The 24805-nt window shown below is 72.5% G+C and carries 19 protein-coding genes; 3 read left to right on the forward strand and 16 right to left on the reverse strand.

The window, feature by feature from the left end; all coding sequences use genetic code 11:
- Window positions 1–3: 3 nt before the first annotated feature.
- Window positions 4–2223, forward strand: coding sequence for an NADP-dependent isocitrate dehydrogenase (locus tag KIH74_RS31175; protein WP_214159993.1), 2220 nt, complete (start codon window positions 4–6; stop codon window positions 2221–2223).
- Window positions 2224–2280: 57 nt separating this feature from the next.
- Here KIH74_RS31175 and KIH74_RS31180 read toward each other — a convergent pair whose 3' ends face one another.
- Entirely contained in the window at window positions 2281–2910 is a 630-nt protein-coding gene (locus KIH74_RS31180) for a nucleosidase (RefSeq protein WP_214159994.1), read from the reverse strand.
- A 97-nt stretch (window positions 2911–3007) separates the two neighbouring features.
- A complete protein-coding gene (locus KIH74_RS31185) occupies window positions 3008–3871 on the reverse strand; it encodes an aminoglycoside phosphotransferase family protein (RefSeq protein WP_214159995.1) in 864 nt (287 codons plus the stop codon).
- 189 nt (window positions 3872–4060) lie between these two features.
- Here KIH74_RS31185 and add point away from each other — a divergent pair, with 189 nt between their 5' ends.
- Entirely contained in the window at window positions 4061–4984 is a 924-nt protein-coding gene (gene add, locus KIH74_RS31190) for an adenosine deaminase (RefSeq protein ID WP_214159996.1), read from the forward strand.
- A 69-nt stretch (window positions 4985–5053) separates the two neighbouring features.
- Here add and KIH74_RS31195 read toward each other — a convergent pair whose 3' ends face one another.
- The 11 genes from KIH74_RS31195 to KIH74_RS39025 form a co-directional block, all read right to left on the reverse strand.
- Window positions 5054–6082, reverse strand: coding sequence for a hypothetical protein (locus KIH74_RS31195; protein WP_214159997.1), 1029 nt, complete (start codon window positions 6080–6082; stop codon window positions 5054–5056).
- 127 nt (window positions 6083–6209) lie between these two features.
- On the reverse strand, window positions 6210–7226 hold the full coding sequence (locus KIH74_RS31200; RefSeq protein ID WP_214159998.1) for a sodium:calcium antiporter: 1017 nt from the start codon (window positions 7224–7226) through the stop codon (window positions 6210–6212).
- Window positions 7227–7235: 9 nt separating this feature from the next.
- Window positions 7236–8324 (reverse strand): pyrroloquinoline quinone biosynthesis protein PqqE, encoded by a 1089-nt coding sequence (gene pqqE / locus KIH74_RS31205; protein ID WP_214159999.1) that lies wholly within the window; start codon window positions 8322–8324, stop codon window positions 7236–7238.
- Window positions 8321–8605: a pyrroloquinoline quinone biosynthesis peptide chaperone PqqD gene (gene pqqD / locus KIH74_RS31210; protein ID WP_214160000.1), complete on the reverse strand. Its 285-nt coding sequence runs from the start codon at window positions 8603–8605 to the stop codon at window positions 8321–8323. The genes pqqE and pqqD overlap by 4 nt, the downstream gene beginning before the upstream one ends.
- Complete coding sequence (gene pqqC / locus KIH74_RS31215) at window positions 8602–9276, reverse strand: pyrroloquinoline-quinone synthase PqqC (protein WP_214160001.1); 675 nt, start codon at window positions 9274–9276, stop codon at window positions 8602–8604. The genes pqqD and pqqC overlap by 4 nt, the downstream gene beginning before the upstream one ends.
- A 3-nt stretch (window positions 9277–9279) precedes the next feature.
- Window positions 9280–10149 (reverse strand): pyrroloquinoline quinone biosynthesis protein PqqB, encoded by an 870-nt coding sequence (pqqB, locus tag KIH74_RS31220; protein WP_214160002.1) that lies wholly within the window; start codon window positions 10147–10149, stop codon window positions 9280–9282.
- A 70-nt stretch (window positions 10150–10219) separates the two neighbouring features.
- On the reverse strand, window positions 10220–10312 hold the full coding sequence (gene pqqA / locus KIH74_RS31225; RefSeq protein WP_214160003.1) for a pyrroloquinoline quinone precursor peptide PqqA: 93 nt from the start codon (window positions 10310–10312) through the stop codon (window positions 10220–10222).
- A 23-nt stretch (window positions 10313–10335) separates the two neighbouring features.
- Complete coding sequence (locus KIH74_RS31230; protein ID WP_214160004.1) at window positions 10336–12054, reverse strand: PQQ-dependent dehydrogenase, methanol/ethanol family; 1719 nt, start codon at window positions 12052–12054, stop codon at window positions 10336–10338.
- Window positions 12055–12067: 13 nt separating this feature from the next.
- Window positions 12068–12529 (reverse strand): MSMEG_3727 family PQQ-associated protein, encoded by a 462-nt coding sequence (locus tag KIH74_RS31235; protein ID WP_214160005.1) that lies wholly within the window; start codon window positions 12527–12529, stop codon window positions 12068–12070.
- A gap of 123 nt (window positions 12530–12652) precedes the next feature.
- The gene (katG, locus tag KIH74_RS31240; RefSeq protein WP_214160006.1) at window positions 12653–14821 is read right to left on the reverse strand and encodes a catalase/peroxidase HPI; all 2169 of its coding nucleotides are present in this window, start codon (window positions 14819–14821) and stop codon (window positions 12653–12655) included.
- Window positions 14821–16215, reverse strand: a complete 1395-nt coding sequence (locus KIH74_RS39025; RefSeq protein ID WP_214160007.1) for a DNA-binding protein — start codon at window positions 16213–16215, stop codon at window positions 14821–14823. The genes katG and KIH74_RS39025 overlap by 1 nt, the downstream gene beginning before the upstream one ends.
- 196 nt (window positions 16216–16411) lie before the next feature.
- On the opposite strand from KIH74_RS39025, the gene KIH74_RS31250 reads away from it, so the two are divergent.
- On the forward strand, window positions 16412–17269 hold the full coding sequence (locus tag KIH74_RS31250) for an ATP-grasp domain-containing protein (protein WP_214160008.1): 858 nt from the start codon (window positions 16412–16414) through the stop codon (window positions 17267–17269).
- 292 nt (window positions 17270–17561) lie between these two features.
- Here the strand turns inward: KIH74_RS31250 and KIH74_RS39030 are convergent, their stop codons facing one another.
- From KIH74_RS39030 to KIH74_RS31265, 3 genes are all read right to left on the reverse strand, one after another.
- Window positions 17562–18413 (reverse strand): ANTAR domain-containing protein, encoded by an 852-nt coding sequence (locus KIH74_RS39030; protein ID WP_214160009.1) that lies wholly within the window; start codon window positions 18411–18413, stop codon window positions 17562–17564.
- A gap of 140 nt (window positions 18414–18553) precedes the next feature.
- A complete protein-coding gene (locus KIH74_RS31260) occupies window positions 18554–22183 on the reverse strand; it encodes an SCO7613 C-terminal domain-containing membrane protein (RefSeq protein ID WP_214160010.1) in 3630 nt (1209 codons plus the stop codon).
- Window positions 22184–22381: 198 nt separating this feature from the next.
- Window positions 22382–24376, reverse strand: coding sequence for a GDSL-type esterase/lipase family protein (locus tag KIH74_RS31265; protein ID WP_214160011.1), 1995 nt, complete (start codon window positions 24374–24376; stop codon window positions 22382–22384).
- Between the last annotated feature and the right edge of the window lie 429 nt (window positions 24377–24805).

The raw sequence follows: 24805 nt of genomic DNA on the forward strand, positions 1-24805 counted from the left end.
GCGTTGGCGGACGCTTCCACCATCATCTACACGCATACGGACGAGGCCCCGGCACTCGCCACGTATTCGCTGCTGCCCATCGTGCAGGCGTACGCGGGCACCGCGGGCGTGAGCGTCGAGACCCGGGACATCTCGCTCTCGGGACGGATCATCGCCGCCTTCGCCGACCGGCTGCCCGAGGGGCAGAAGCTCGACGACGCCCTGGGTGAGCTCGGTGAGCTCGCCCGGCGGCCCGAGGCCAACATCATCAAGCTGCCCAACATCTCCGCGTCGATCCCGCAGCTCAAGGCGGCCGTGGCGGAACTGCGGGCGCAGGGCTTCGACCTGCCCGACTACCCGGACAGCCCGGCCACCGACGACGAGCGTGACGTGCGCGCCCGCTACGACCGGGTCAAGGGCAGCGCCGTCAACCCGGTGCTGCGCGAGGGCAACTCCGACCGGCGCGCGCCCGGCTCGGTGAAGAACTACGCCCGCCGCCACCCGCACCGGATGGGCGCCTGGTCGGCCGACTCGAAGACCAACGTGGCCACCATGGTGGCCGGCGACTTCCGCGGCAGCGAGAAGTCCGTGGTCATCGCCGCCGACACGCAGCTGCGCATCGAGCTGGTCTCCGGCGGCACCACCACCGTGCTGCGCGAGGGCGTGCCGGTGCTGGCCGGCGAGGTCGTCGACGCCACCCGCCTCGACGTGGCCGAGCTGAACCGCTTCCTGGCGCAGCAGATCGCCCGGGCCAAGGCCGAGGGCGTGCTGTTCAGCGTGCACCTCAAGGCCACCATGATGAAGGTCTCCGACCCGATCATCTTCGGCCACGTCATCCGGGCGTTCTTCCCGCGCACCTTCGAGCAGTACGGTGCCGCGCTCGCGGCGGCCGGGCTCAACCCCAACGACGGCCTCGGCGCGATCCTGGCCGGGCTGGAGGGCCTGCCCGACGGCGCGGCGATCAAGGCGTCGTTCGACGCCGAGCTGGCCGACGGCCCGGCGCTGGCCATGGTCGACTCCGACCGCGGCATCACCAACCTGCACGTGCCCAGCGACGTCATCGTCGACGCCTCGATGCCGGCGATGATCCGCACGTCGGGTCACATGTGGGGCCCGGACGGCAACGAGGCCGACACCCTCGCGGTGCTGCCCGACAGCAGCTACTCCGGTGTGTACCAGGCCGTCATCGACGACTGCCGGGCCAACGGCGCGCTCGACCCGGCCACCATCGGCTCGGTTCCGAACGTGGGCCTGATGGCGCAGAAGGCCGAGGAGTACGGCAGCCACGACAAGACCTTCGAGATCCCGGCCGACGGCACCGTCCGCGTCGTGGCCTCCGACGGCACCGTCCTGATCGAGCACGAGGTGAAGCAGGGCGACATCTGGCGCGCCTGCCAGACCAAGGACGTGCCGATCCGGGACTGGGTCAAGCTGGCCGTCAACCGGGCCCGGGCCACCGGCGACCCGGCCGTGTTCTGGCTCGACCAGGCCCGGGCGCACGACGCCGTGCTGATCGCCAAGGTGAACGAGTACCTCGGCGAGCACGACACCGAGGGCCTGACGATCAGGATCCTCGACCCGGTCGAGGCCACGAAGTTCTCGCTGGAGCGCATCCGCAAGGGCGAAAACACCATCTCGGTCACCGGCAACGTGCTGCGCGACTACCTCACCGACCTGTTCCCCATCCTCGAGCTGGGCACCAGCGCGAAGATGCTGTCGGTGGTGCCGCTGATCAACGGGGGCGGTCTGTTCGAGACCGGCGCCGGCGGCTCGGCGCCCAAGCACGTGCAGCAGCTGCTCCGGGAGAACCACCTGCGGTGGGACAGCCTCGGCGAGTTCCTGGCCCTGGCCGTCAGTTTCGAGCACCTGGCGCAGACCACGAAGAACCCCCGCGCGCAGGTCCTGGCCGACACCCTCGACCGGGCCACCGGCACGTTCCTCAACGAGAACAAGTCGCCGAGCCGCAAGGCCGGTGAGATCGACAACCGGGGCAGCCACTTCTACCTCGCGCTGTACTGGGCGCAGGAGCTGGCGTCGCAGACCGAGGACGGCGAACTGGCCGCGCGGTTCGCGCCGCTGGCCGGCACCCTGTCCGAGCAGGAGTCGGTGATCACCGCCGAGCTGCTGGCCGCGCAGGGCCCGGCCGCCGACATCGGCGGCTACTACCGGCCCGACCCGGCCAAGGCGGAGGCGATCATGCGTCCGTCGGCCACACTGAACAAGGCCCTGGCCTCGCTCGGCTGACAGCCGCATCCCCGAACGGCCCGTCCCCGCTGCACCGGGGGCGGGCCGTCCGTCGTCTCAGGGCAGTTCGTCCCGCAGCAGTTCGTCCCGCAACGGTTCGTCTCCCAGCAGTTCCGCCGACACCCAGCCGGCCAGCACCCGCGCGCACTCGCTCACCGTCTCCGGCCAGGTGCGGGCCGAGTTCTCGTCGGCCTCGTCGCTGACCAGCTTGATCAGCCGCACCGGCAGGCCCAGGCGCTGCGCGACGGCGGCCACGGCGTAGCCCTCCATGTCGACCAGGTGAGCCTGTTCCGCCAGCCGCTCCTTCTGCGGGCCGCCGGCCACGAACGCGTCGCCGGTCGCCAGCGTCGTGCCGCCCGGGTGCGCGAGATCCAGCGGGGCGCCGAAGGTTTCGCCGGTCAGCCGGAACAGCAGCTCGGTGTCCAGGTCGTGCTGGATCACGGTGCCCACCTCGTGCAGGCCCGCCAGGCCGGGGCGCAGGGCGCCCGCCGTGCCCAGGTTGACCAGGCCCGCCGGGCGGATACCGCCGGCCAGGGCCGTGCTCAGCGCCAGCGTGGCGTTGATCTTGCCGATGCCGGTGATCAGGATCGGCAGCGCGGCCGGCAGGAACTGCGCCTCCTCCTCCACCGCGACCACCAGCAGCGACCGGTCGGGGCTGATCGATCCGATGAGCTGTTCAGTCGGCACGGGGTTCCCATCCGGTGGGCGAATCTGGTCCAGCGCTGTCTACGGGGAGACGACGCCGGCCGTCAACCCGATGGATGCCGGCATTCCTGATCCGCGCTCAGGCCGTGGCCCGGGCGATGGCCAGCGCCACCTTCTCGAAGCCGGTCTCGCCCAGCCGGTGGGCGTAGTTCGCGTCCGCGAGCGACCGGGTGTGGGTGAGCAGACGGGCCAGGCGCCGGTCCAGGCCGGTGAGCCGCAGCAGCTCTTCCAGGCGCTCGTGCACCGCGGTCTCCAGGTCGAGGTGCGGCGGGTACTCGTCGACCCGGTTGCGCAGCAGTGGCAGCAGGTCGTATTCCCGCGGGCCGCGCACCGGCTTCGGGTCGATGGCCCGCCAGGTGCCGTCCTGGTCGCGCAGCACGTTCTCGTAGTGAAAGTCGCCGTGCAGCAGGTACTCCGGCTCGCCGGCCAGCACGTCGTCGAGGATCCGGCTCAGCTCCCGCAACCGCGACGCGTAGCGCGGCGTCCAGTCCGGCTGCTCGCGGTGGTCGTCCACGGCCCGGGGAAAATCCGGGCCCGCCGGGCGGTGCAGCCGCCCCAGCAGCCGCGCGCTCACCTCCAGTGCCCCGGCCACCGGCAGGCCGGTCAGATCGGTGTCCGGGCGCAGCCACTCCATCAGGAAGGCCCCGCTGCCCGGGTCGTGCCGCAGCACCCGCACCGCACCGTTCCCCTCCCAGGCCAGCAGCCCCCGCACCTCGTGCCGCGACCACCGGTCCGGCCAGCCCAGTTTCAGCGCCAGGGTGGTGTTCGCGGCATCGACGACCTGGTGCACCACCCCGACCTGCCCGGCCTGCCGCCGCCCGGTCGGCCGCAGCTCCCACCGGCGCAGCAGCCCCTCGACCACGGCCGGGTACTCCCGCAGCCAGCGCGCGGCGGCCGGGCCCTCGCGTCGCAGGGTGCGGGCGGCGAAGTCCTCGGGCAGCATGACCGGATTCTCTCCCACACCGGGTGCCCGTGGCCTGCGCTAGCATCACCCGCGTGATCGAGACCCCGGCCCTGCGCGTGGTGCGCCCGGCCGTGGTGTTCGGCGACCACTCCTTCCGGCAGGACTTCTACCAGTAGCCCGGCGTGCTGCTGCGTATCCATCCTTCCTGCCCGAAAGGCCCCTTCCGTCATGCGTTTCATCGACCTGCACCGCCATCTCGAAGGCTCCCTCCGGGTGGCGACGATCCTGGAGCTGGCCCACCGCGACGGCCATCCGCTCGCCGCCGCGCCGGATCCGGAGCACCTGCTCGTGGCCCGTGGCCCGCTCGGCGGTCTGGTGCCGTTCCTGGCCAAGGTCGACGTGGCCGCGTCGGCGTTCCCCCGGGCCGAGGACTGGCAGCGGGGTGCCCGGGAGGCGGTGCGGGACGCCGCGGACGACGGGCTGGACCATCTGGAGCTGCGGTTCAGCCCGTGGTTCATCGCCCAGGAGACGGGCCTGGCGCCGGAGGCGGTGATCGATGCGGTCGCCGACGGGGCGCGGGCGGTGCCCGGGCTCACGGTCGGCCTGATCGGCATCCTGCTGCGTGACCTCGGGCCGGAGAACGGCCTGGCACAGGTGAACACGCTGCTGTCGCGACGCGAGCTGTTCGTCGCGGCCGACCTGGCGGGCAACGAGGGCGGGGTGCCGGCGGTGGACTTCGCGCCGGCCTTCGCCCGGGCCCGCGACGCCGGTCTGCACGTCACCGTTCATGCCGGGGAAGGTGCCGGGCCGCGGAGCGTGTGGGACGCGGTCCGGCACCTCGGGGCCGAGCGGATCGGGCACGGCGTGCGTGCCGCCGAAGACCCGGCACTGCTGGAACACCTGGCCTCCGAGGGGATCACCCTGGAGGTGGCGCTGACCAGCAACCTGCACACCGGGGTCGCCGCGAGTTACCGCGAGCACCCGGTGCACGCCCTGCTCGCGGCCGGGGTGCCGGTGGCACTGGCCACCGACGACCCCCGGGCCTCGGCGATCACCCTGTCGGGGGAGTACACCGCGGCGCGCGAGCAGGTGGGTCTGAGTCAGGCCCAGATCGACCGGATCCGTCAGGATGCCGAACGGGCCTGTTTCTGAACGGCTCTCACCGGTGGACGACGCCGGGTCCGCACGGCCCGGCGTCGTCCACCATGGGTTGCCGTGCTGTCAGTCGCAGGTCCAGGTGACCGGCACGGGCCGCCCGTCGTCGGTGTCCGGGTCGGCCGTGGGGCTGGTGCCGATGATCAGCCCGGTGTCCGTGACCAGGCGCACGCCGACGCCGCCGGTCGACGGCAGCGGAAGAGGGCTGAGGGCGCCGTTCTGCCACACCCCGGCCCCGAGGAATCCCGGGCCCGCGGCGTCCACGCTCTGGTTGCCGGCGACCAGGCCGTCGCTGTTCACCTGCGCGGCGCGGAATCCCGGCGGGGTCTCGGTGAGTTCGCCGTCCTTCCAGACGTACTGGGCGATCCGGTAGCCCTCGGTGAAGGTGACCGAGCCGGTCACGTACGGCCCGGCGATCTGGCCGGCGTTGCTCTCGTTCAGGTCGTCCCGGTCGAACAGCGGTGAAAGCCCTTCTTCGGCGGTGCCCTTCAGGGCGGTGCCGGGTCCGAGCTCGTCCGGCCGGGTGGTGCCGACGATGACGCCGTCGTCGTTCACGTCGCCCAGCGTGAGCCAGCCCTGGCCGGTGCCGAGGTCCTGGTAGGTGCCGGGGGAGTCCGCCGACCAGACGATGCCGTGCGACACCCCGCCGACCAGCGCCGAGCCGACGATCGTGCCGGAGCTGTTGATCGAGAGGGCGACCGGATCGACGGCCCCGTCCGGCACGGCCAGCGGGGTCACCGTGCCGTCCTGCCAGAGGTACGGCCGCTGCTGCTCGCGGTCGAACGCCACCACCAGCCCGTCCGCGTTCACGTCGTAGGCGTCTCCGCCCTGGGTGCCGGGAGTGTCGAGCACCGTGGCGTCGTCGCCGTGCCAGAGCACGGGTACGGTGTTCCACTGCTGGTCGCGGCCGTTGCCCACGAAGTAGTCGCCGCCCGCGCCGAAGGTATTGAACGTCACGTAGCCCGCCGGCACGTCCGGGGTGTGGACGTTCCAGGTGCACGACGACGCGGCCGAGGCGGTGGCGGCCGGTGCGACGATCAGGCCGGCGGCCAGGGCGACGGTGGCCAGGCGGGCGGAGGTGGACGCAGAACGCATGGGTTTCCCAACTGTGCGAGTGGTGTCGAGCGGCCCGGCCGGGGCGGTGACACCGTAAGCACACAGACGGATGAACGGATCATTTCGGTCATGGTGACATGAACCACATCGCAACATGTGGTGGACGTCAGTCGTCGACCGGTACCCCGTCGAGCACGGTGAAACACACCACCCAGTACGCGACGTACAGCGCCAGCAGGATCACCCCGTGCCGTCGCCGCAGTCGCCCGGACAGGATGAAACGCGCTGCCAGGCCGGTCATGACCGCCAGAACCGGCAGGTGCCAGCGCAGCACGTCGTCGCCGATCTCGATGTCGCCGCCGGTCAGCAGGATCAGGCCGAGCTTCGCGGTGACGCCGAAAACCACGCTGCCGATCACGTTCCCGATCCCGATCTCGGACACGCCCCTGCGCTGCGGCTCCACGGTGAGGAAGATGTCTTCGAGCGAGAGCACCAGGGTGGCGATCGTCGCGCCGAACAGTGTTCCCTCGATGGAGAAGTCGTCGAGCATTCCCTCGATGCCGGCGCTGGTCACCGCGGCGGCGGCGATCAGCCCGGTCAGGGCGAGCAGGGCCAGGCCCAGCCCGGCCCAGGGGTGCGGCGGCCGGTCGGTGAACGGCGCGGTGACGGTGAACGGGGGCGTGTCGTGGCGCTCCGGGCCGCCGGCACCGACCTTCTCCAGGATCTCGGCGTTCCGGAAAACCGGTGTGGTGCTGCGTAGCTCGCGCGAGGCCACGTAGCCGATGAAGGCCACGAACAGCAGCACCAGGATCACCCCGTGCACGACGGTGAGGGGGCCGGTCAGCACGAACGGCAGCATCAGCACCGGCGAGGCGGCGAACAGCAGCACGTAGGGGCGCGGGATGTCGACCCGGCCCGGGCTGATGATCGCGGCCAGCGCCAGCACCACGCCGGTCATCGAGATCGCCGTGCCGAAGACCGTTCCCAGCGCCACCTCGCCCAGGTCGTCCAGGTTCAGCACCATGCCGAGGGCGACGTCGTCGAACTCGATGCCGGTGAAGAGAATCGCCAGCAGGAACACCGAGATGTGCAGACCGGCAGCCGCTCCCACGAGGTAGGAGACGAGTTTCTCGGCGCAGTAGACCAGCAGGGCCGCGCCGGCCACGAAGAGCAGGACGGACATCATCGTCTCCTACGACCGGTGCGGGCGGGGGATCAGATCGAGGTGCACGGGACCCTGCGCCGCCCGCACGGCCTCGGTCACCAGGCCGTGGTCGGGGGAGAGGTGGCAGACCGGGTCGGTGCGCGCGGCGTCGCCGGTGAGCTGGAAGGCCTGGCAGCGGCAGCCGCCGAAATCCACCTCCCTGCGGTCGCACTCACGGCACGGATCGGGCATCCAGCCGGTGCCGCGGAAGGCCCGCATCACCGGGGCGTCCCGCCAGATCTGTTCCAGCCCGGCGTCGCGCACGCTCGCCCGCGGCAGGGGCAGCGACTGCGCGGCCGGGCAGGGCAGCGCGTCGCCGGTGGGGGTGATCGTCAGCTGTCGTGAGGCCCAGCCACCCATACAGGGTTTCGGGTAGCGCGAGTAATAATCGGGGACGACGTAGAGCACGTCCATCCGCTCCCGCAGCCGCTCCCGCGCCGCCCGCACCACCTGTTCGGCCCGCTCCAGCTGATCACGGCCCGGCAGCAGGGCGTCCCGGTTGCGCCAGGCCCAGCCGTAGTACTGGGTGTTGGCCAGCTCCACCCGGTCGGCACCCACCTCCTCGGCCAGGGCCAGCACGGCGCCGACCCGGTCGATGTTCTGCCGGTGCAGCACCACGTTCACGGTCAGCGGCCAGCCGAGCTCCCTGACCAGGTGCATCGCCTCGACCTTGCGCCGGAACGAGGGGGTGCCGGCGATCCGGTCGGACAGCGCCGGATCGTCGGCCTGGATGCTCACCTGCACGTGGTCCAGCCCGGCCTCCCGCAGCCGTTCCGCCGCCCGCCGGGACAGGCCGAGGGCACTGGTCACCAGGTTGGTGTACATGCCGAGTTCCGAGGCGTGCCGCACGATCTCGGGCAGGTCGCGGCGCAGCAGCGGCTCCCCGCCGGACAGGTGGCACTGGAGCACCCCGAGGTCGGCGGCCTCGGTGAGCACCCGCCGCCACTCGGACGTGCCGAGCTCGTCGGTGTAGTCGGCCAGGTTCAGCGGGTTGGAGCAGTAGGCGCAGGCCAGGGGGCAACGGTAGGTGAGCTCGGCGAGCAGCCCGAACGGCGCGCCGGCCGGAGCCTCGCTCATCGGGCCAGCTCCACGCAGCGCCGGGCGACCAGGCCGGTGAGGAAGCGGCGCACCTCGTCCTCGCGCACCCCCCGGTAGCGGGTGCCCAGTTCATCCACGATCTGCCGCACGGTGCGGGTTCCGTCGCACAGCCGGAAGATCTCCACGCCGGAACCGTTGAGCACCACCACGGTCTCGGGCAGCAGCAGCACCGGGGCGCGCCGGGCCCGGGACCAGGTGAGCCGCACGTGCCGGGCCGGGCGGGGCCGGTCGAGCGCCGACACCAGCGCGGTGGCGGTCATGACGGGTAGGCCCGGTCGATGGCGTCCATCAGGCTCCACAGCACGTCGCACTTGAACGACAGCGCCCGCACCGCCAGGGCCTGTGACGCGGCGTCGCGGCAGTGCGTGGTGACCACCTCCAGGGCGTGTTCGCTGTCGCGGGGCGCCTGTTCGAGCCGGGCCCGGAAGTAGGCCAGGCCCTGCGGGTCGATCCAGGTGTAGTGCTTCTCGAACGCGGCCAGCCGCTCGGCCATCAGGTCGGGCGCGAAGAGCTCGGTGAGGGACGACGCGACGGCCTCCACCCAGGGGCGGGTGCGGGCGAAGCCGACGTAGGCGTCCACGGCGAAGCGGGCCGAGGGCACCAGGTGCCGGTGGTCGAGCAGCTCCTCACGGGTCAGGCCGGCCGCCTCGCCCAGCCGCAGCCAGGCCTCGATGCCACCCTCGCCGGGACCGGTGCCGTCGTGGTCGGTGATCCGGCGGACCCAGCGACGGCGCACGGCCGGATCCGGGCAGTTGGCCAGGATCGCGGCGTCCTTGCGCGGGATGTTCTCCTGGTAGTAGAAGCGGTTCGCCACCCAGCCGCGGATCTGGCGTGGGTCGCACTCGCCCGCGTTCATCCGCACGTGCAGGGGATGCTGGTCGTGGTACTGCCGGGAGTGGGCCCGCAGGGCCCCGACGAAGTCGGTCGTCACCGTCTACACCTCCAGTTCGAGGCCGTCGAAGGCCACTTCGGCGCCGTGATCGGTCACGATGCCGCGCTCGGGCGAGTCGTGGAGCAGCATCGGGTTGGTGTTGTTCAGGTGCAGGTAGACGATGCGGGGCACGTCGAGCCCGGCGACCAGTGCCAGCCCCTCGCTGACCGGCAGGTGCCCCATCTCCCGGGAGGTCTTGCGGCCCAGGCCGAGCCGGGGCAGTTCGTCGTCGCTCCAGCAGGTTCCGTCGATCAGCAGGCAGTCGCAGCCCCGGATCCGCTCCAGCACGGCCGGGGTCAGGGCCTGCACCCCCGGCAGGTACACCACGCCGGCGCCGCCCGAGGTGATCCGGTAGCCGACCACCCGCCCCGGCGCCCGGGGGTCGAGGCCGAACCGGTCGCGCTTGGTCGTGGGCACGTCGAACGCCCGGCACGAAAGATTCTCGCCCAGAGCGAATTCCGCCTCCGGGACCACCGGCGTCCAGGAGACCGGGCAGTACCGTTCCAGCAGCGGCAGCAGCCCCGACCCGTCGGTCAGCGTCTTGTGTGCCGCCGGCGTGGCGAACAGGCGCAGGCCGGGTGCCTCGCGCAGCAGCACCAGCCCGAGGGTGTGGTCGAGCTCGGCGTCGGTCAGCAGCACGGCGCCGAACGGCGTGCGTCGTCCACCCGTGACCGCCGGCAGGCCGGCGATCTGGCCCAGGACGTCCGGAGAGGCGTTGAACAGGAACCACTCCCGGCCGTCCGGGCTCACCGCGACGGACGACTGGGTGCGGGCGGGCGCGGCCCCCGAGCGCACGGCCCGGCACACCGCGCACCCGCAGTTCCACTGTGGCGAGCCGCCGCCGGCGGCGGCCCCGAGGATTCGCACCCGCATGTGACGCTCCTGTGTCCGGGGGGCGGTCCCGTGCCCGGCCACCACCGTGGCCGGGCACGAGGTGCCCCGCTCAGTCGTCCAGCTGGGCGATGTACATGGTCACCTCGGGTGCGACGGCGATCTCGTCGAACTCGGGTGTCTCCCAATCGGTCTGGGAATCCACAGGTTCCACCTCCTCTCGAGAGGTCAGTCGCCCCGGGTGGGATCGGTCTCGGGCAGGGCGAACACGATCAGGGCGCTGCCGTGCCCGGCGCCGAGCATGCCGGGCAGGAATCCCTCGGCCCAGCCGCCCCAGCCGACCGGCACCGCGACGTACTGGCGGCCGTCGACGGTGTAGGTCACCGGGCTGCTGTGATGCCCGCTGCCGCACTGGAACTGCCAGAGCAGCTCACCGGTGCGGGCGTCCCAGGCGTTGAACTCGCCGGAGGGCTCACCGGCGAACACCAGGTCGCCGGCCGTGGCCAGCACGGACGCGCACATCGGGAGTTCGTTGCGCCAGCGCCACTTCTCCTCGCCGTCGGCGTCGAAGGCGCTGATGTAGCCGACCGCCTCCTCAATGTCGACCGACACCCCGGCGCTCCAGTACGGGATGCCCTCCCGGAACTCCCGGCGGCGCCGGGCGGCGGTGGCACCGACGTCCTGGATCGGCACGTAGAACAGTTCGGTGCGAGGGCTGTACGCCGCGTGCGTCCACTCCTTGGCCCCGGCCGGCCCGGGGTAGAAGTGCACCTGCACGCCCTCCTCCTCGGGGTAGACCTTAGGCACCACCTGACCGTCGCGGCTGATCGCGCCCCAGGTGATCCGGTCGACGAAGGGCGTGATCGAGACCCGCTCCCCGTTCGTGCGGTCGAGCACGAACAGGTAGCCGTTCTTGTCGAAGTGCGCCAGCAGTTTCCGGCCGTCCCGCTCGAACAGGATGCACTCGCTCATGCTGTCGTAGTCCCACACGTCGTGCGGGGTGCACTGGTAGTGCCAGCGGATCTCACCGGCGTCCACGTCCACCGCGACGATGCTGTCGGTGTAGAGGTTGTCGCCCTCGCGCACACCGCCGTCGAAGTCCGGTGCCGGGTTGCCCGTGCCCCAGTAGAGCAGGTTGGTCGAGGGGTCGTAGGTGCCGGTCAGCCAGCAGTTCCCGCCGCCCCGGGCCCAGGCCTCGCCGTCGGCGGGCCAGGTCTCCGAGCCGGGCTCGCCCGGCTTGGGCACCATGTAGCAGCGCCACTGGTGCTCGCCGCTGTTCAGGTCGAAGGCGTCCAGGTGGCCGCGCACCCCGAACTCGCCGCCGGAACTGCCCACGATCACCAGGTTCTTCACCACCAGCGGGGCCAGTGTGCCGCTCTCCCCGGCCCGCACGTCGCCGTAGGTGCGGTCCCACACCCGTTTTCCGGTGGTCGCGTCGAGCGCGATCACGTGCGCGTTGGCGGTGACGAAGAAGACCTTGCCCTGGGCCACGGCCACGCCACGGTTCACGTTGCCGCAGCACAGCGACACGTCGAAGGGCACGGCATGCTTGTACCGCCAGATCTCGGTGCCGGTCCTGGCGTCCAGGGCCCACACCCAGCCGTCCCAGCCGGACAGGAACATCACGCCGTCGACCACGATCGGGGTGGCCTCGAACGAGTAGGTGGAGGTGCCGGCGATGATGCCGCTGACGCCGGCCTGGAAGATCCAGGCCGGGCCGATCTGCTTCACGTTCCCGGTGTTGATCTGGTCCAGCGGGCTGTACCGCTGGCCGTCGTAGGTGCCGTAGTAGGTGAGCCAGTTCTGCGGCTCCGACCGGGCCTCGACAATCCGCTCGTAGTCGAGGTTCTCGGCGACCGGCGGGGCCACGTCGCCGCCGGCCACCTTGCCGCTGAGCCGTCCCTGGTCGACGGCCTCGCCGGCGTCGACGTACTCGATGTCGGTCATGACGCGTTCCTTCCTAGGGCCGGGGCTGGTCGGGGCGGTCCAGGCGGGCCTCCGGGGGCACGTCGCCGAGCACGACGATCGCCCCGGTCAGGCCGCGTCCCTCGTCGTTGCCCGAGGGGGAGCTGAACCAGTAGTAGCCCGGGCCGTCGAGATTCAGCGTGGCCCGGCCGCGGGAGTGGTTCACCAGCCAGATGAACTTGCGGTCGCCGTTGCTCGGCAGCAGCGCGCAGTGCGTGTTCTGGTCGTCGTTGATGATCTCCAGGTCGACGTCACCGCCGTGCGGCAGCACCAGAATGGACGGGTCCCAGCAGATCTCGTCGGGGCGTATCCGGATGGTCGCGGACATCCGGCCGTCGGCGTCCTCGCTCGCCTGGGCGATGTTGCCGGTGTTGAGCAGCCGGCCGAGAGCGGCGGTGTTCTGTGCGCCCAGTCCCAGCCGGTCCAGCAGGTCTTCCCGGTCCTCCACGGTCGTCATCGACCTCAACTCCTCAAATGGGCTGCTGAGCGCGACCTTACGCCCGGGGCGCGGGGCGACCAAGGTGCCGCCGTTCGCCTGCCGGGAGCTACCGTTCACACCCGGGAACGCACCGCAGCCCGATCAGGACCGGCCCAGGTCCATGACCCTGGCCCAGGCGGCGACGAAGTCCCGCACGAAGATCTCCTGGCCGTCGTCGGCGGCGTACACCTCGGCCAGGGCGCGCAGTTCCGGGTCGGCCCCGAACACCAGGTCCACCCGGCTGGCCCGCCGGCGCACCTGGCCGGACGACCGGTTCCGTCCGGTGAAAGTCGCCGAGAGGGAACCCTTCCCGTCGTCCGGTTCCCAAACCACCGAGTCGTCGAGCAGATTGGTGAAGAAGTCGTTGGTCAGCACCCCCGGACGGGTGGTGAACGGACCCAGCTCCGGGTCGCCCACGCCGAGCACCCTCAGGCCACCCACCAGCACGGTCATCTCCGCCGCGCTGAGCGTCAGCAGAGCCGCGCGGTCTACCAGCAGGTGCTCCGCAGGACGCCGGGCCCGCCGGTCGCGGTAGTTGCGGAAACCGTCGGCGGACGGTTCCAGGGCGGCGAACGAGACCGGGTCGGTCCACTCCTGCGGGGCGTCGGCGCGGCCCGGGGTGAACGGCACCTCGATCTCCACCCCGGCGTCCCGGGCGGCCCGTTCCACGGCGGCGCACCCACCGAGCACGATCAGGTCGGCCGCCGAGATCGCGTCGTCCTGGCCGCGGATCTCCTCCAGGGCCCGCAGCACGCCGTGCAGCGTGCCGGGATCGTTGACCGGCCACCCGCGCTGCGGTTCCAGGCGCAGCCGCCCACCGTCCGAGCCGCCCCGCCGGTCGCTGTGCCGGTAGGTGGAGGCGGACGCCCAGGCGGCCGAGACCAGGTGCGGCACCGGGATCTCCAGCAGCCGCCGTCTCAGCCGGGCCAGCAGCTGCGGACCGGGTGGATCGTGGCGTGGTGCGGGCACCGGGTCCTGCCAGAGGAACGTCTCGTCCGGCACCAGCGGCCCGAGATGGCGCCTGCGTGGCCCGAGGTCGAGATGGGTCAGCTTGAACCAGGCCCGGGCGAACGCGGTGGCCAGCTGGTCCGGGTGCACCAGGAACCGCCGGGCGATCGGCTCGTACACCGGGTCGAAGCGCAGGGCCAGGTCGGTGGTCAGGAACGTCGGGGCGTGCCGCCGGTCCGGGTCGTGGGCGTCCGGCACGGTTCCGGCGCCCGCCCCGCCGCGCGGCACCCACTGCCACAGCCCGGCCGGGCTCAGCGCGACGTCCCACTCGAAGCCGAAAAGTGCTGTCAGATAGCTGTTGTCCCAGGTGGTCGGGGTGGGTGTCCAGGTGCCCTCCAGGCCGCTGGTGATCGTGTCGCCGGCCCGGCCCGAGCCGTGGTCACCGGGCCAGCCCAGGCCCTGGTGCTCGATCGGCGCGGCGGCGGGCTCGCGGCCCAGGTGGCGTTCCGGGTCGGCCGCGCCGTGGGTCTTGCCGAAGGTGTGGCCGCCCACGATCAGCGCCACGGTCTCCTCGTCGTCCATCGACATCCGGGCGAACGTGTCGCGGATGTCGCGGGCCGACATCACCGGGTCGGGAACCGTGTTGGGGCCTTCCGGGTTCACGTAGATCAGGCCCATCTGGTCGGCGGCCAGCGGGTTCTCCAGATCGCGGACGCCGGAGTGCCGGTCGTCGCCCAGCCAGGTGCGTTCCGGCCCCCAGTACACCGGCTCCGGGCGCAGCACCTCGGCCCGGCCGCCGGCGTAGCCCAGGGTGCGCAGGCCCATGGTCTCCAGGGCCCGGTTGCCAGCGAACACCATCAGGTCGGCCCAGGACAGGCGGCGTCCGTACTTCTTCTTGACCGGCCACAGCAGACGCCGGGCCTTGTCCAGGTTGCGGTTGTCCGGCCAGCTGCCCACCGGCGAGAAGCGCTGGAGGCTCGCGCTCGCCCCGCCGCGCCCGTCGTACGCCCGGTAGGTGCCCGCGCAGTGCCAGGCCATCCGCAGTATCAGCGGGCCGTAGTGGCCGAAGTCGGCGGGCCACCAGTCCTGCGACGTGGTCAGCACGGTGTCCACGTCGTCCGCCAGCTCGTCCAGGTCGATCGTGGAGAACGCCGCGGCGTAGTCGAAGTCGTCGCCGAGCGGACCCCCGCGGGGCCGGCTCAGGGCGGTCAGGTCCAGTCGGTCGGGCCACCAGTCGCGGTCGTCGGTGGACGCCCGGGGGCGCCGGTCGGGTGGGGAGGGAGGCAGTCCGAGGCCACCGCCGTTGTGCGCGCCGTCGGGCATCAGAAGTCCAGGGCGCGGCGCACGGCCGGGGCGTTGCGGCGGGAGACCGGTACCGTCTCCTCGCCGTCCATGATCAGGAAAAGCTCACCGCCGCGCCCGCGTTCGACCTCCCGCACCCGGCCGAGGTTGACCACGTACTGCCGGTGCACGCGCAGGAACCCGGCCGCGGCGAGCTCGCCGCCGAGCCGGTCCAGGCTCGGTGAGGCGGCCCGCAGGCGTCCCTGGTCGGTCGAGAGCCACACGTCGTTCCCGTCCGACTCGGCGGAGCGGATCTCCGGCGGGCGCAGCAGCACCATCCGGTTGTCGCGGGTGGCGACCACCCGGCGCGTCGCCGCCGGGCCGGCCTGTCCCGGGCGCTCGGGCTGCTCGGGCATCGGGGCGGCGTCGCAGGCACCGAACCGGACCAGGTGCCCGATCAGGTGACGGGCCAGGAACACGGGACGCACGACGACCGGCGTCGGGTCGGCGGTGAGGTGGGTGAACACCTGGGTGGACCCGACCCAGTCCGGGTTGCGGGCCGCCTGCGAGCTGGCGTAGCGGATGGCGCCGATCAGTTGCGGCAGGCCGGGATTCCAGCGCACGGTGGGGTCCAGGGCCGGGGTCGCGGCGGGCACACCCATCAGCACGCTCGCGCTCTCGTCGGCGATCACCACCTTGCCGGCCGTGTCCATCGCGGCCAGGGACCCGGTGGAGGAGGCGCGGGCCTGGGTGTACGCGGCGACCAGCTCACCGCCGCTGGTGCGGGCGCGCCGGCGCAGCTGGCCCTGGGTGGTGGACGCCGCGTTGGTCAGCCAGCTGCCCGCGTACGAGGGCAGCTGACTGCGCCAGCAGGAGATGTTGAGGACGGCGATGGGCTCGCGACTGACCACGTCGCGCACCGCGATCCCGGCGCAGGTCCAGTCGTGGAAGGCCTGGCACCAGTGCTCGGCGCCGCGCACCAGCACCGGGCCGTGCGCCTCCAGCGCCATGCCCATGCCGTTGGTGCCGGCCGCGGCCTCGGACCAGCAGAACCAGGGGGCCAGGTTGGCCTCCGCGGCCCGGGCCAGCGTGGCCGCATCGCCCCACTCGGCCAGGATGCGGCCGGTGGAGTCGGTGACGGTGAGCACGCCACCGGCGAAGCCGACGTCCTGGGCGACCGCCGCCGCCCGGAAGCCGAGCTCGGCGAACACCCCGTCGTGCTCGGGCGTGTGCTGGATCTCGGCCATGGCGACCGGGGCCTCGGTGAGTTGCGGGTCGACCCGGTATCTCTCCCGGCAGCGGTGCCAGGAGATGGCCACCTCGGGCCGGACGCCGAGCACCTGGTCGTCGCCCCGGACGAAGCGTTCCCAGGCGTCGTACACGGTGTCCGCATGGCCGGCCGTCGCCGGCCGGTCGCGCTGCTGCCCAACATTCACTGTGGAGAACCGCCTTTGGTCCATCCGGTTTGTCGGCCGTGTCACGGGGGACTTCCCCACTGTAGGTACGCGGGTCGGGGTTGGCCACCCTCGTCCCGGCGGTCCCGGGCCGCTCCGGACCGCTCTGGGACCGATCTGAGGCAGGATCGGACCGGGCGCACCTGACGGCCCGACCTCCGGACGAAGGGCAACGACCGTGATCAGACGACTCGCCTGGGTCTCCGCGACCGGCGCACGCGGACTGGACGAGGACGAGGACCTGGCGGTGCCGGCTCTGCGGCGGGCGGGCGTCGAGGTGGACGTGGTGGTGTGGGACGACCCGCGGGTCGCCTGGGGCACCTACGACCGGGTGGTGCTGCGCTCCACCTGGGACTACACCCAGCGGCTGGAGCCGTTCCTGGCCTGGCTGGAGACCGTCGCCGCGGTGACCGACCTGCGCAACCCGGTGCCGATGCTGCGCTGGAGCATGGACAAGCACTACCTGGCCGACCTGGAGCGGGCCGGGGTGCCGATCACGCCCACCGGGTTCGCCGAGCCGGGGGAGCTGCCGGTGTTCCCGGCCGGCGAGTTCGTGGTGAAACCGGCCGTGGGGGCGGGCAGCCGGGACGCCGCCGGGTACGGCGACCAGGAGCACGACCTGGCCCTGGCGCACGTGCGCAAGCTGCACGAGCAGGGCGTGTCCGTGCTGGTGCAGCCGCTGCTGGGGTCGGTGGCCGAGCACGGGGAGTGGCCGATGGTGTTCCTCGGCGGGCGTTTCAGCCACGGTGCGAACAAGCGCGTCACGCTGCCGCGCGGGGGCGTGGTCGAGACCCTGTTCGCCCCGGAGACCAGCGTGTCGCACACCGCGGACGCGGCGCAGCTGGCGGTCGCCCGGCGGGCCGTCGACCTGGTGACGCGGCGCTTCGGGGTGCCCACCTACGCCCGGGTGGACCTGGTGCGCGACGACCGGGGGGAGCCGGTGGTGCTGGAGCTGGAACTGGTCGAGCCGTCGCTGTTCCTGCCCTACGCGGGGCCGGAGGCGGTGACGAATCTGGTTGCGGCGCTGGGAGGCTGACGGTTCGCCCAGGTGACCTGGACACGGGATCAGGGAAAGCCGGCCAACGGGATGTCGGGAGAGGCCGGTACGGGGTGCTGAAGCATGGGACCGTCACTTTCGCGATGCGGAAGCCCGACCCGTGTCATTCGGCTGGAAGGTATCGCGCCTGAACCGGGAACGTCCGTGCCCTGTTCCCGGCGCTCGCACGTCGGGCGCGGCCGGGCGGCCCGGTGTGCCGTCGTCCGTGCCTGTGTCACATGCGGTGGGAACGGGGATGTCGTCCTCGCGAATGTCCATCCGGCAATGGGAATTACAGGGTGGGCATCGGGGATCGGCCGGCCAGGACGTCGTCCGCGTGCTCCCGCAGCGGGCGGTCGTGGCCGAAGGCGGCGGCGCGCAGCAGGTCCAGGGCGTCGCCGAACGGCACCCGGTGGGTGCGCATGATCAGGTTCTGCGCCTGCCAGACCCGCGAGCGGTGCCGCAGGGCGCGGTCCTGGAGCAGACGCAGGCCGGCCTCGTCGTCCTGGAGCCCGGTCAGCAGCCGGCGGGCGATCTCGGTGGCGACGGCAGCCGCGGCCGGCTCGTCGTCGAGGGGGCCGGTCGTGCGGCGGTAGAGCCTGAGCGCGCCGATCGGCCGGGCTGTTCCGCCCGCGCTCGTGGCTGTGCTCGTGGCCGGGGTCAGGGTTGTGCTCGTGGCCGGGACCGGGGCCGGGCTCAGGGGGAACGCGAAGACGGCGCGGTAGGGCGCGATTTCGGGAAGCATGGCGGTGTAGAGCGGCCAGGAGTTCCGGGCCCCGGGGGCGGAGATGTCCGGAATCAGTTCGGGGTGGCGGGTGCTCGTGGTCAGGCAGGGGCCGTCGCCGATGCCGAAGTGGAACTCCTCGGCGCGGGCGGCGTGCGGGTCGCTCACGGCGACCGGCACGGAGACCGACGGGCCGTGGAACACACAGATCGCGGCGGCGTCGACGTTCAGGGCGTCGCGGGCGGCCAGACAGAGGGAGTCCGGCAGGCCGAGGGGGTTCGACGGGTTGACGGGGTCCGGTGAGCCCGGGGTTCCGGACGTCGTCGGCCAGTCGCTGGTCAGTGCCCCGAACCTGGCCAGCACGGCCTGGACCCGGTCCAGGCCGTGCGGCAGGTCGGAGGTGGGGTGGGGGTCGAACACGGTGCTCCCTGAACGGGGCCGGGGGCAGGGGCTGTCTCCCTGACCGATCACCGGCCGGATCCGGCCATCCTGGGCCAGTTTTCCGGCGGTGGCGACTCGTGCCGCCCCCGGCCGCCCTTATCGTCCCTTTCGGTACGACATCAGCGCAGCGCCGCCAGACGCGAGCGCACCGTGCGTAGCTGGTCCAGCCGGCGTTCGTAACCGCCGCCGAGCACCAACAGGGCGAGGCCGACGACGGCCGCCCACGCCCACAGGGGAACCGTCTCGCCGACGGTCCGCATCCACGGCGACAACAGCATCAGGGCCTCGACCACCAGCGCCGCCGCGCCCAGCACCAGCGGGGCCTGGAGACGCTTCCACGCGCCGGCGACCGCCGTCACCGCCGCCAGCAGCAGCACCAGGAAGGGGCGGGCGTCCGGACCCGGCGTGCCGGCCAGACCGCACCAGACCCCGGGCACCAGCGAGAACGCCAGTCCGGGCGCGAATGCGATCCAGGAGACCGGCCAGGCGTCCCCGGGGTTCGGGCCACCGGGACGCCCGGAACCGGTGAGACGCCCGGAACCGGCCGGGCCTTCGCCACGTTCCAGCCGCTGGAACCGGTCCACCCCGTGGGCCAGGAGGATCACGGCGGCGGGGAGGGTCCAGGCCTCCAGGGTGCTCAGGGAGATCTGGAACTCGTAGTTGATGTCCCGGTTCACCCGCAGCAGCGCCGTGGCCGCCGCGGTCACCGCGGCGGACAGCATGAGCGGGCGCAGCACCCGCGGGTCACGGCCCGCGCGGATCAGCAGCAGCCCGCCCCCGACCACCACGGCCGAGAGGGCCAGCAGGGCGACCGGGCGCGCCGTCTCCTCGCGCAGCCCGGCCGCGATCACGCTCGGTACCAGCACGAAGTGCACCGGGCGCAGGCTGAACGGCTGCGAGGAGTCCCGGCGGCGCGACCAGAACTGCACGCCGAGCAGGACCAGGGCGGGCGGCACGGTGTAGGCCTCGACGAGGCCGACCTCGGCGTCCGCCAGCCGGGTCCAGCTGGAGGCGGTGAGCAGAATCCCGGCGAGCCAGCCGAGCTGCTGACGTCCGGGGGTCAGGGTGATCGCGGTGGCGCAGACCCCGACGATCAGCAGCACCAGCCAGAGCCGGTCGCCCGGGCCCGGGACGAAGGCGTGCGAGACGGCCATCGCCCCGGTCACCATCAGCCCGGTCTCGGCGCCGAGCCGGCGATCCCGGTAGGCCGGGGCGGCACCGGGACCGGCCAGCACCAGCACCGTGACGACGGCGGTCGCCGCCGCGGCGGCCAGGGCCCAGACCATGCCCCGGGTCGCCTCGTCGCCGTCCGCGAGCGCCCGCACCAGCGACCAGGCCAGCACCGCCAGCAGCGGTGCCGAGACCGCGGCCGCGATCGGCGCGAGCACCGGAAGCGTCCGCGAGACCACCGGCCGCACCAGCAGGGCCGTGCCGGCGGCGACCAGCAGCGCAGCCGCCAGCAGCGTGGGCAGGGGCCAGGTGGGGCCGTCGCCGGGTGAGGTGGTGGTGGTCAGCGCGGCCAGGAGCACCGCGAGACCGGGCACGGCGGCCGCGAACCGGTCGGCGCCGCTCCACTCGGCCCGGCCCGCAGCCGCGGCCGGCAAGGGCAGGCGGGGCAAGGGCAGGCGGGGCGAGGGCAGGCGGGGCAAGGGCAGGCGGGGCAAGGGCAGGCGCGGCACCGTGAGCAGGAGGCCCGAGGTCAGGGCGCCGATCAGGGCGGCCCAGATCAGCGGCGTGCCGATGACCCCGCCCGACCCGACCCCGCCCGACCAGCCCGTGCCCGACCAGCCCGTGCCCGACCCGGCGCCGGCCTGCCCGGCCAGCACGGCGACGGCCGCCGGCCAGGCGCATCCGGCCAGCAGGGCGAGCGCGCCCCGGCCCAGCTGAGCGTCCTGGTCGGTGCCGGTGATCCGGCGCCGGGCCGCGAGCAGGGCCAGGGCCGCCAGGACGGTGACCGCGCCGGGCAGTTCCTCGGTGACCCAGGCCAGGGTGGCGCCGAGCACGCCGGTCAGGCCGGCGGTGATCCACAGCAGACCGGCGATCCGGCTCCCGGCCCTGCGCACCGCGATCGCGGAGGCCACGGCGGACAACAGGATCAGGGCCACCACGCTCGTGACGACCGCGGCCGACGGGGCCAGCACCAGCAGTGCGGCGGCACCCGCCAGCAGTGCCGGCGGGGTGGTCCGCAGCAGGTCGCGCACGCGGCGTGGCCAGGGCCGGCCGGCTCCGGCGGCCCAGGCGGTTGCGGCCAGCACGGCCAGGCAGCCGAGGGCCACCAGCCACAGCTGGGTCGTGTCGGAGTGCGTCACACCGACGTGGTCGACGCGGGTGCCCGCCCGGTTGCTGCGGGGTTCGTCCAGCACCGGGCGAAGCAACGCCCAGGCGGCGAGCAGCAGGCCGGGCACGGCGACCAGCGCGGTGGCCGCGAACGCCCCGGCGGCCAGGGCGGTGCGGCGCAGGGCGGCGGCGGGCGCCGGGGTGAGCCGGGAGGCCGCGACCAGCACCAGACCGGCCAGCAGCGTCACCGGGATCAGCCCGGTGATGCCGGGGATCCCGGAGGTGATCGTCAGGTCGACGCCCGCCACCAGACCCGTCGCGACCGCCAGGACGCCGGTGGCCAGCGACCAGCCCCGGTTCACCGGCAGCCCGGCATCGCGATCGGCCCAGGTCTGCGCGGCGGTGAGCAGCGTGACCGCGAGGGTCCCGGCTACGGCGAGATGCTCGAGGGACAGCCCGAACCAGGCCACCCCGGCCGCCGCGACCAGCATCCCGGCGGCCGTCCCCCGTGCCAGCACACGCTCGGTCCACCAGCCCGCGGGCAGGGTGCGCCGTAGCAGGGCGAGCGCGGAACCGGCCAGCGGACCCAGCACCCAGGCCAGGTCGGTCGTGCCGTCGAACGCACCGGGCACCAGGAAGAACGGGCCGAGCGGTAGCAGCACCGCCGCCGCGTGGGTGCCTGCCCGCACCTGCCGGAGCCGCCCCCAGCCCCCGACCAGGAGCCCGGCGGCCAGCAGGGTGGCGCCGAGGTAGACCAGGCCGTCGGCCCGGTCGGCGCCGAACAGCCCGGTGCGCCGGATCGCCCAGCCGTCACCGAGCACCAGCACCACGGCCAGCGCCCCCACCGCCTCGGCGGTCTCCGGCAGTCGCGGCCGCAGCCAGGTGGCGGTGCCGAGCGCGGCCAGCGTGATCCCGGCGATCACCGCGGCCCGGGCGGCCAGCGGCATGCTGTTCCAGGAGAAGATCAGGAACCCGATGGCGGCCACGGCCAGCAGCAATGCACCGGTGCCCACCAGGATCGTGTTGACGCTGAGCCGGCGCCGTGGTTGCGGATCACGCCAGGTCAGGCCGAGCGGGGGACCGGACGGCGGTGCGACGGGTGGCCCACCGGCCGCGGTGACCGGTGCCGGGGCGACGGGAACCGGAGCTCCGGGCGTCCCCGGTTGTGGGGCCGGTGCCTGCTGGACCGGCTCACCCGCCGCGGCCGCGTTGCGGGTGCGGGCCTGCTCGCGCAGGTGCTGCAACAGCGTCTCACGCCGTTCCAGCGCACTCGCGGCGGTGCGGCTCAGCTCATGGATCCCCACGCCCTCGGGCCCGGTCAGATCGATCCCGCAGACCGCGCAGCGCGGTCCGGGCAGCACCGCGGCGCAGTTCGGGCACCGGGTCGGATCGAGAAGCAGACGGTGTAACTCCGGGACGGCGCGATACGCCGCCCCCACTTGTTCGGGCAAGCCCCCCTGGGCAGAACTCATGAGGGGATTGTGGGGGTGAACAGGGGATTCACAGCAACTCTCCGGCCGCGAGTGGTCAAGGCCACTCGCGGCCGGAGCTCTGGCGGCATGATCGGGTGCGGGCCGTTCCGGCGAGCACGGGTGGACGTTTGTGGCTGGTTCTCACCGGTTCTCGCCGGTTCCGGCCGGGACGCCCGTGGGCGCCCCGGCCGGGCCGGATCAGGCGCGGCGTTGCAGGATCTTCCCCAGGATCGGGGTGAGCCGGTCGGTGATCAGCTGGTGCCCCAGATCGTTGGGGTGCACCTTGTCGGTGAGCCCCTCGGCGGGCAGCCAGCCGGTGGTGTCCACGTAGCTGGTACGGCGGTCGCGGGTGGCGGCCACGGCGGCCTGCGTCTCGGTCAGGTAGCGGCCCGAGAACGTGCCCAGGGCAAGGATGTCGGCCCGCGGGTAGACGGCACGGATGTTCTTGAGGAACTGGGTGTAGACGCTCTGGAACTCCTCCGGGGTGACGTTGTGGCTGAGGTCGTTGGTGCCCAGGTTCACCACCACCACGTCGGCCTGGTAGGTGCCGAAGTCCCAGTCGGCCGTGCCGTCGTAGGTCTTGAAGAACCGCTGCGAGATGCCGGTGCAGCCGTCTGCGGCGGCCACGAGACAGCCTCCGCCCCAGGCGATCTGGGTGTGCCTGGCACCCAGCTTCTCGCCGGAGAGCCAGCCGTACGAGGTCAGCGTGGTCTTCGACGAGGTGCTGCCCATGGTGATCGAGTCACCGACGAACTCCAGGATCGGCCTGCGCCCCGGCGTGGCCAGGGTGCGGGCACCGGAGTCGAGGGTCAGGCCCTGGAACACCGCGTCACCCTTGTACGAGCCGGCCACGTTGCGGTACGAGACCCGTAACGTATGCTCGCCCTCGGACAGCGGGTCCGGGGTGATGTCCACGTCGCCGCTCACCCCGGAGAAGTAGACGTCCTCCCCGCCGTCGACGCTGGCCCAGAAATCAATCGTCCTGCGCTGGTTCAGCGTGACGGACGTGCCGGTGAAGCGGGTGGTGAAGTACGAGCCCGCCCAGGTCGGCACGTAGGCCTCCGGGTCGCTGGTGTCCCAGCGTCCGGTGAACCGGACGTCGGGGTCGGCAGGGCTGCCCGGCAGCGGGATGCCCAGGTAGGGCGCGACGATCGGGGCCAGCCGGTCGGCGATCTTGGCGTGCCCGGCCTCGTTCGGGTGGCCGCCGTCCACGTAGTCCTCGGCGGTGAGCCAGTCGGCCGTGTCGATGAAGTGAACAGCCGCGTCCCCGGCGTCGTTCCGCGCCTGCACGGCTGCCTCGGTCTCGGCCGGGTAGCGCTGGCGCAGGTTCTCGAAGGCGAACAGCTGCGCACCGGGGTACTTCGCCCGCGCCTCCTCCAGCAGGGTGGTGTAGTTCTGCTGGAAGTCCGCGGCGCTGACGCCCCGGCCGGCGTCGTTGGTGCCCAGATTGATCACCACGGCGTCGGCCTGGTAGCGGGTGAAGTCCCAGTCCGTGGTGCCGCCGATGGTGGTCCGGTCCCAGTTCTCGTTCAGGCCGAAGCAGTTCGACAGCTGGGTCAGGCAGGCCCCGGAGCGGGCGATGTTGGTGTGGTCCACCCCGAGCTTCTCGCCCAGCAGCCAGCTGTACGAGTCCACCGTCGTCTTCTCGGTGCCGTAGCCAACGGTGATCGAGTCGCCGATGAACTCGATCAGCTTCTTGTCTTTCTGCGGAAGGGTTTTCGCACCTCTGTCGAAGGTGAAACCCTGGAACGTGGCGCACGGCGAGGGCCAGGTGGCGCAGGTCGGGATCTCCCCGGTGCGGTACGAGAACCACACCTGGTGCTGCCCCGGCGCCAGCGGTGTGGGGGTCAGGTCGATGGTGCCGGAGACCTGGTCGAAGGTCTGGATCGGCCCGTGGTCGACACTCGCGTACACCGTGACCGTGTCGCGCACCGTGGCCTTCACCGTGGTGCCGGTGAAAGCGGCCTCCACATAGGGCGATTCCCAGTTCCCGACGTAGGTGGCCGGATCGCTGGTGTCCCAGCGCCCGACGAAGCGCAGGTTCGGATCTTGCAAAGACCCGGCGCGGAAGGTCTTTCCCTGGGTTTCGGCGCTCGCGGAACCGGCGGGCAGGGTGGTCAGCAGCCCGGCGGTGAGGGCGAGCAGGATCGCCGCCAGCACGGCCCGGAAACGTTGTGACAGAGGTGATGGCACGGGCGTTGCTCCATTCGTGAGGTGGAGGCGTTCGGGCCGGATGGGGGAGGGGCGCAGGGGGAGCCACCAGCAGGGGACGATGGTGCGCGCACAGCGGCAGGCGCCGCTTCAAGGGGTGCGCCGGTTCGGGAGGTGCTGGGAGGAGCCGTGGAAAATCGTTGCGGTAGTGCCGTCCCGGAGCTTGACCCGGCCAGCCGTTCAGCGGGACGTCGCTGCTGCGAACGGCCACGTCGCCGGCTGTGATGGGACGGTAACACCAAAGCAATGCCGGCGATAAGGGGTGTTCGCGGCTTTTGTGGAACGATTCAAGCGCTCCGCCGGAAGGGCTCGGAAAACCTCGGAAACGGTCCTGTTCGGCCATGATTCGCGCCAACACCGGGCCCGTTGGGCCGGGTTCGTCGGGCCGGCGTCATTGTGCCGGGGCCGGTG

The organism is Kineosporia corallincola (genome assembly GCF_018499875.1).
Lineage (GTDB): Bacteria > Actinomycetota > Actinomycetes > Actinomycetales > Kineosporiaceae > Kineosporia > Kineosporia corallincola.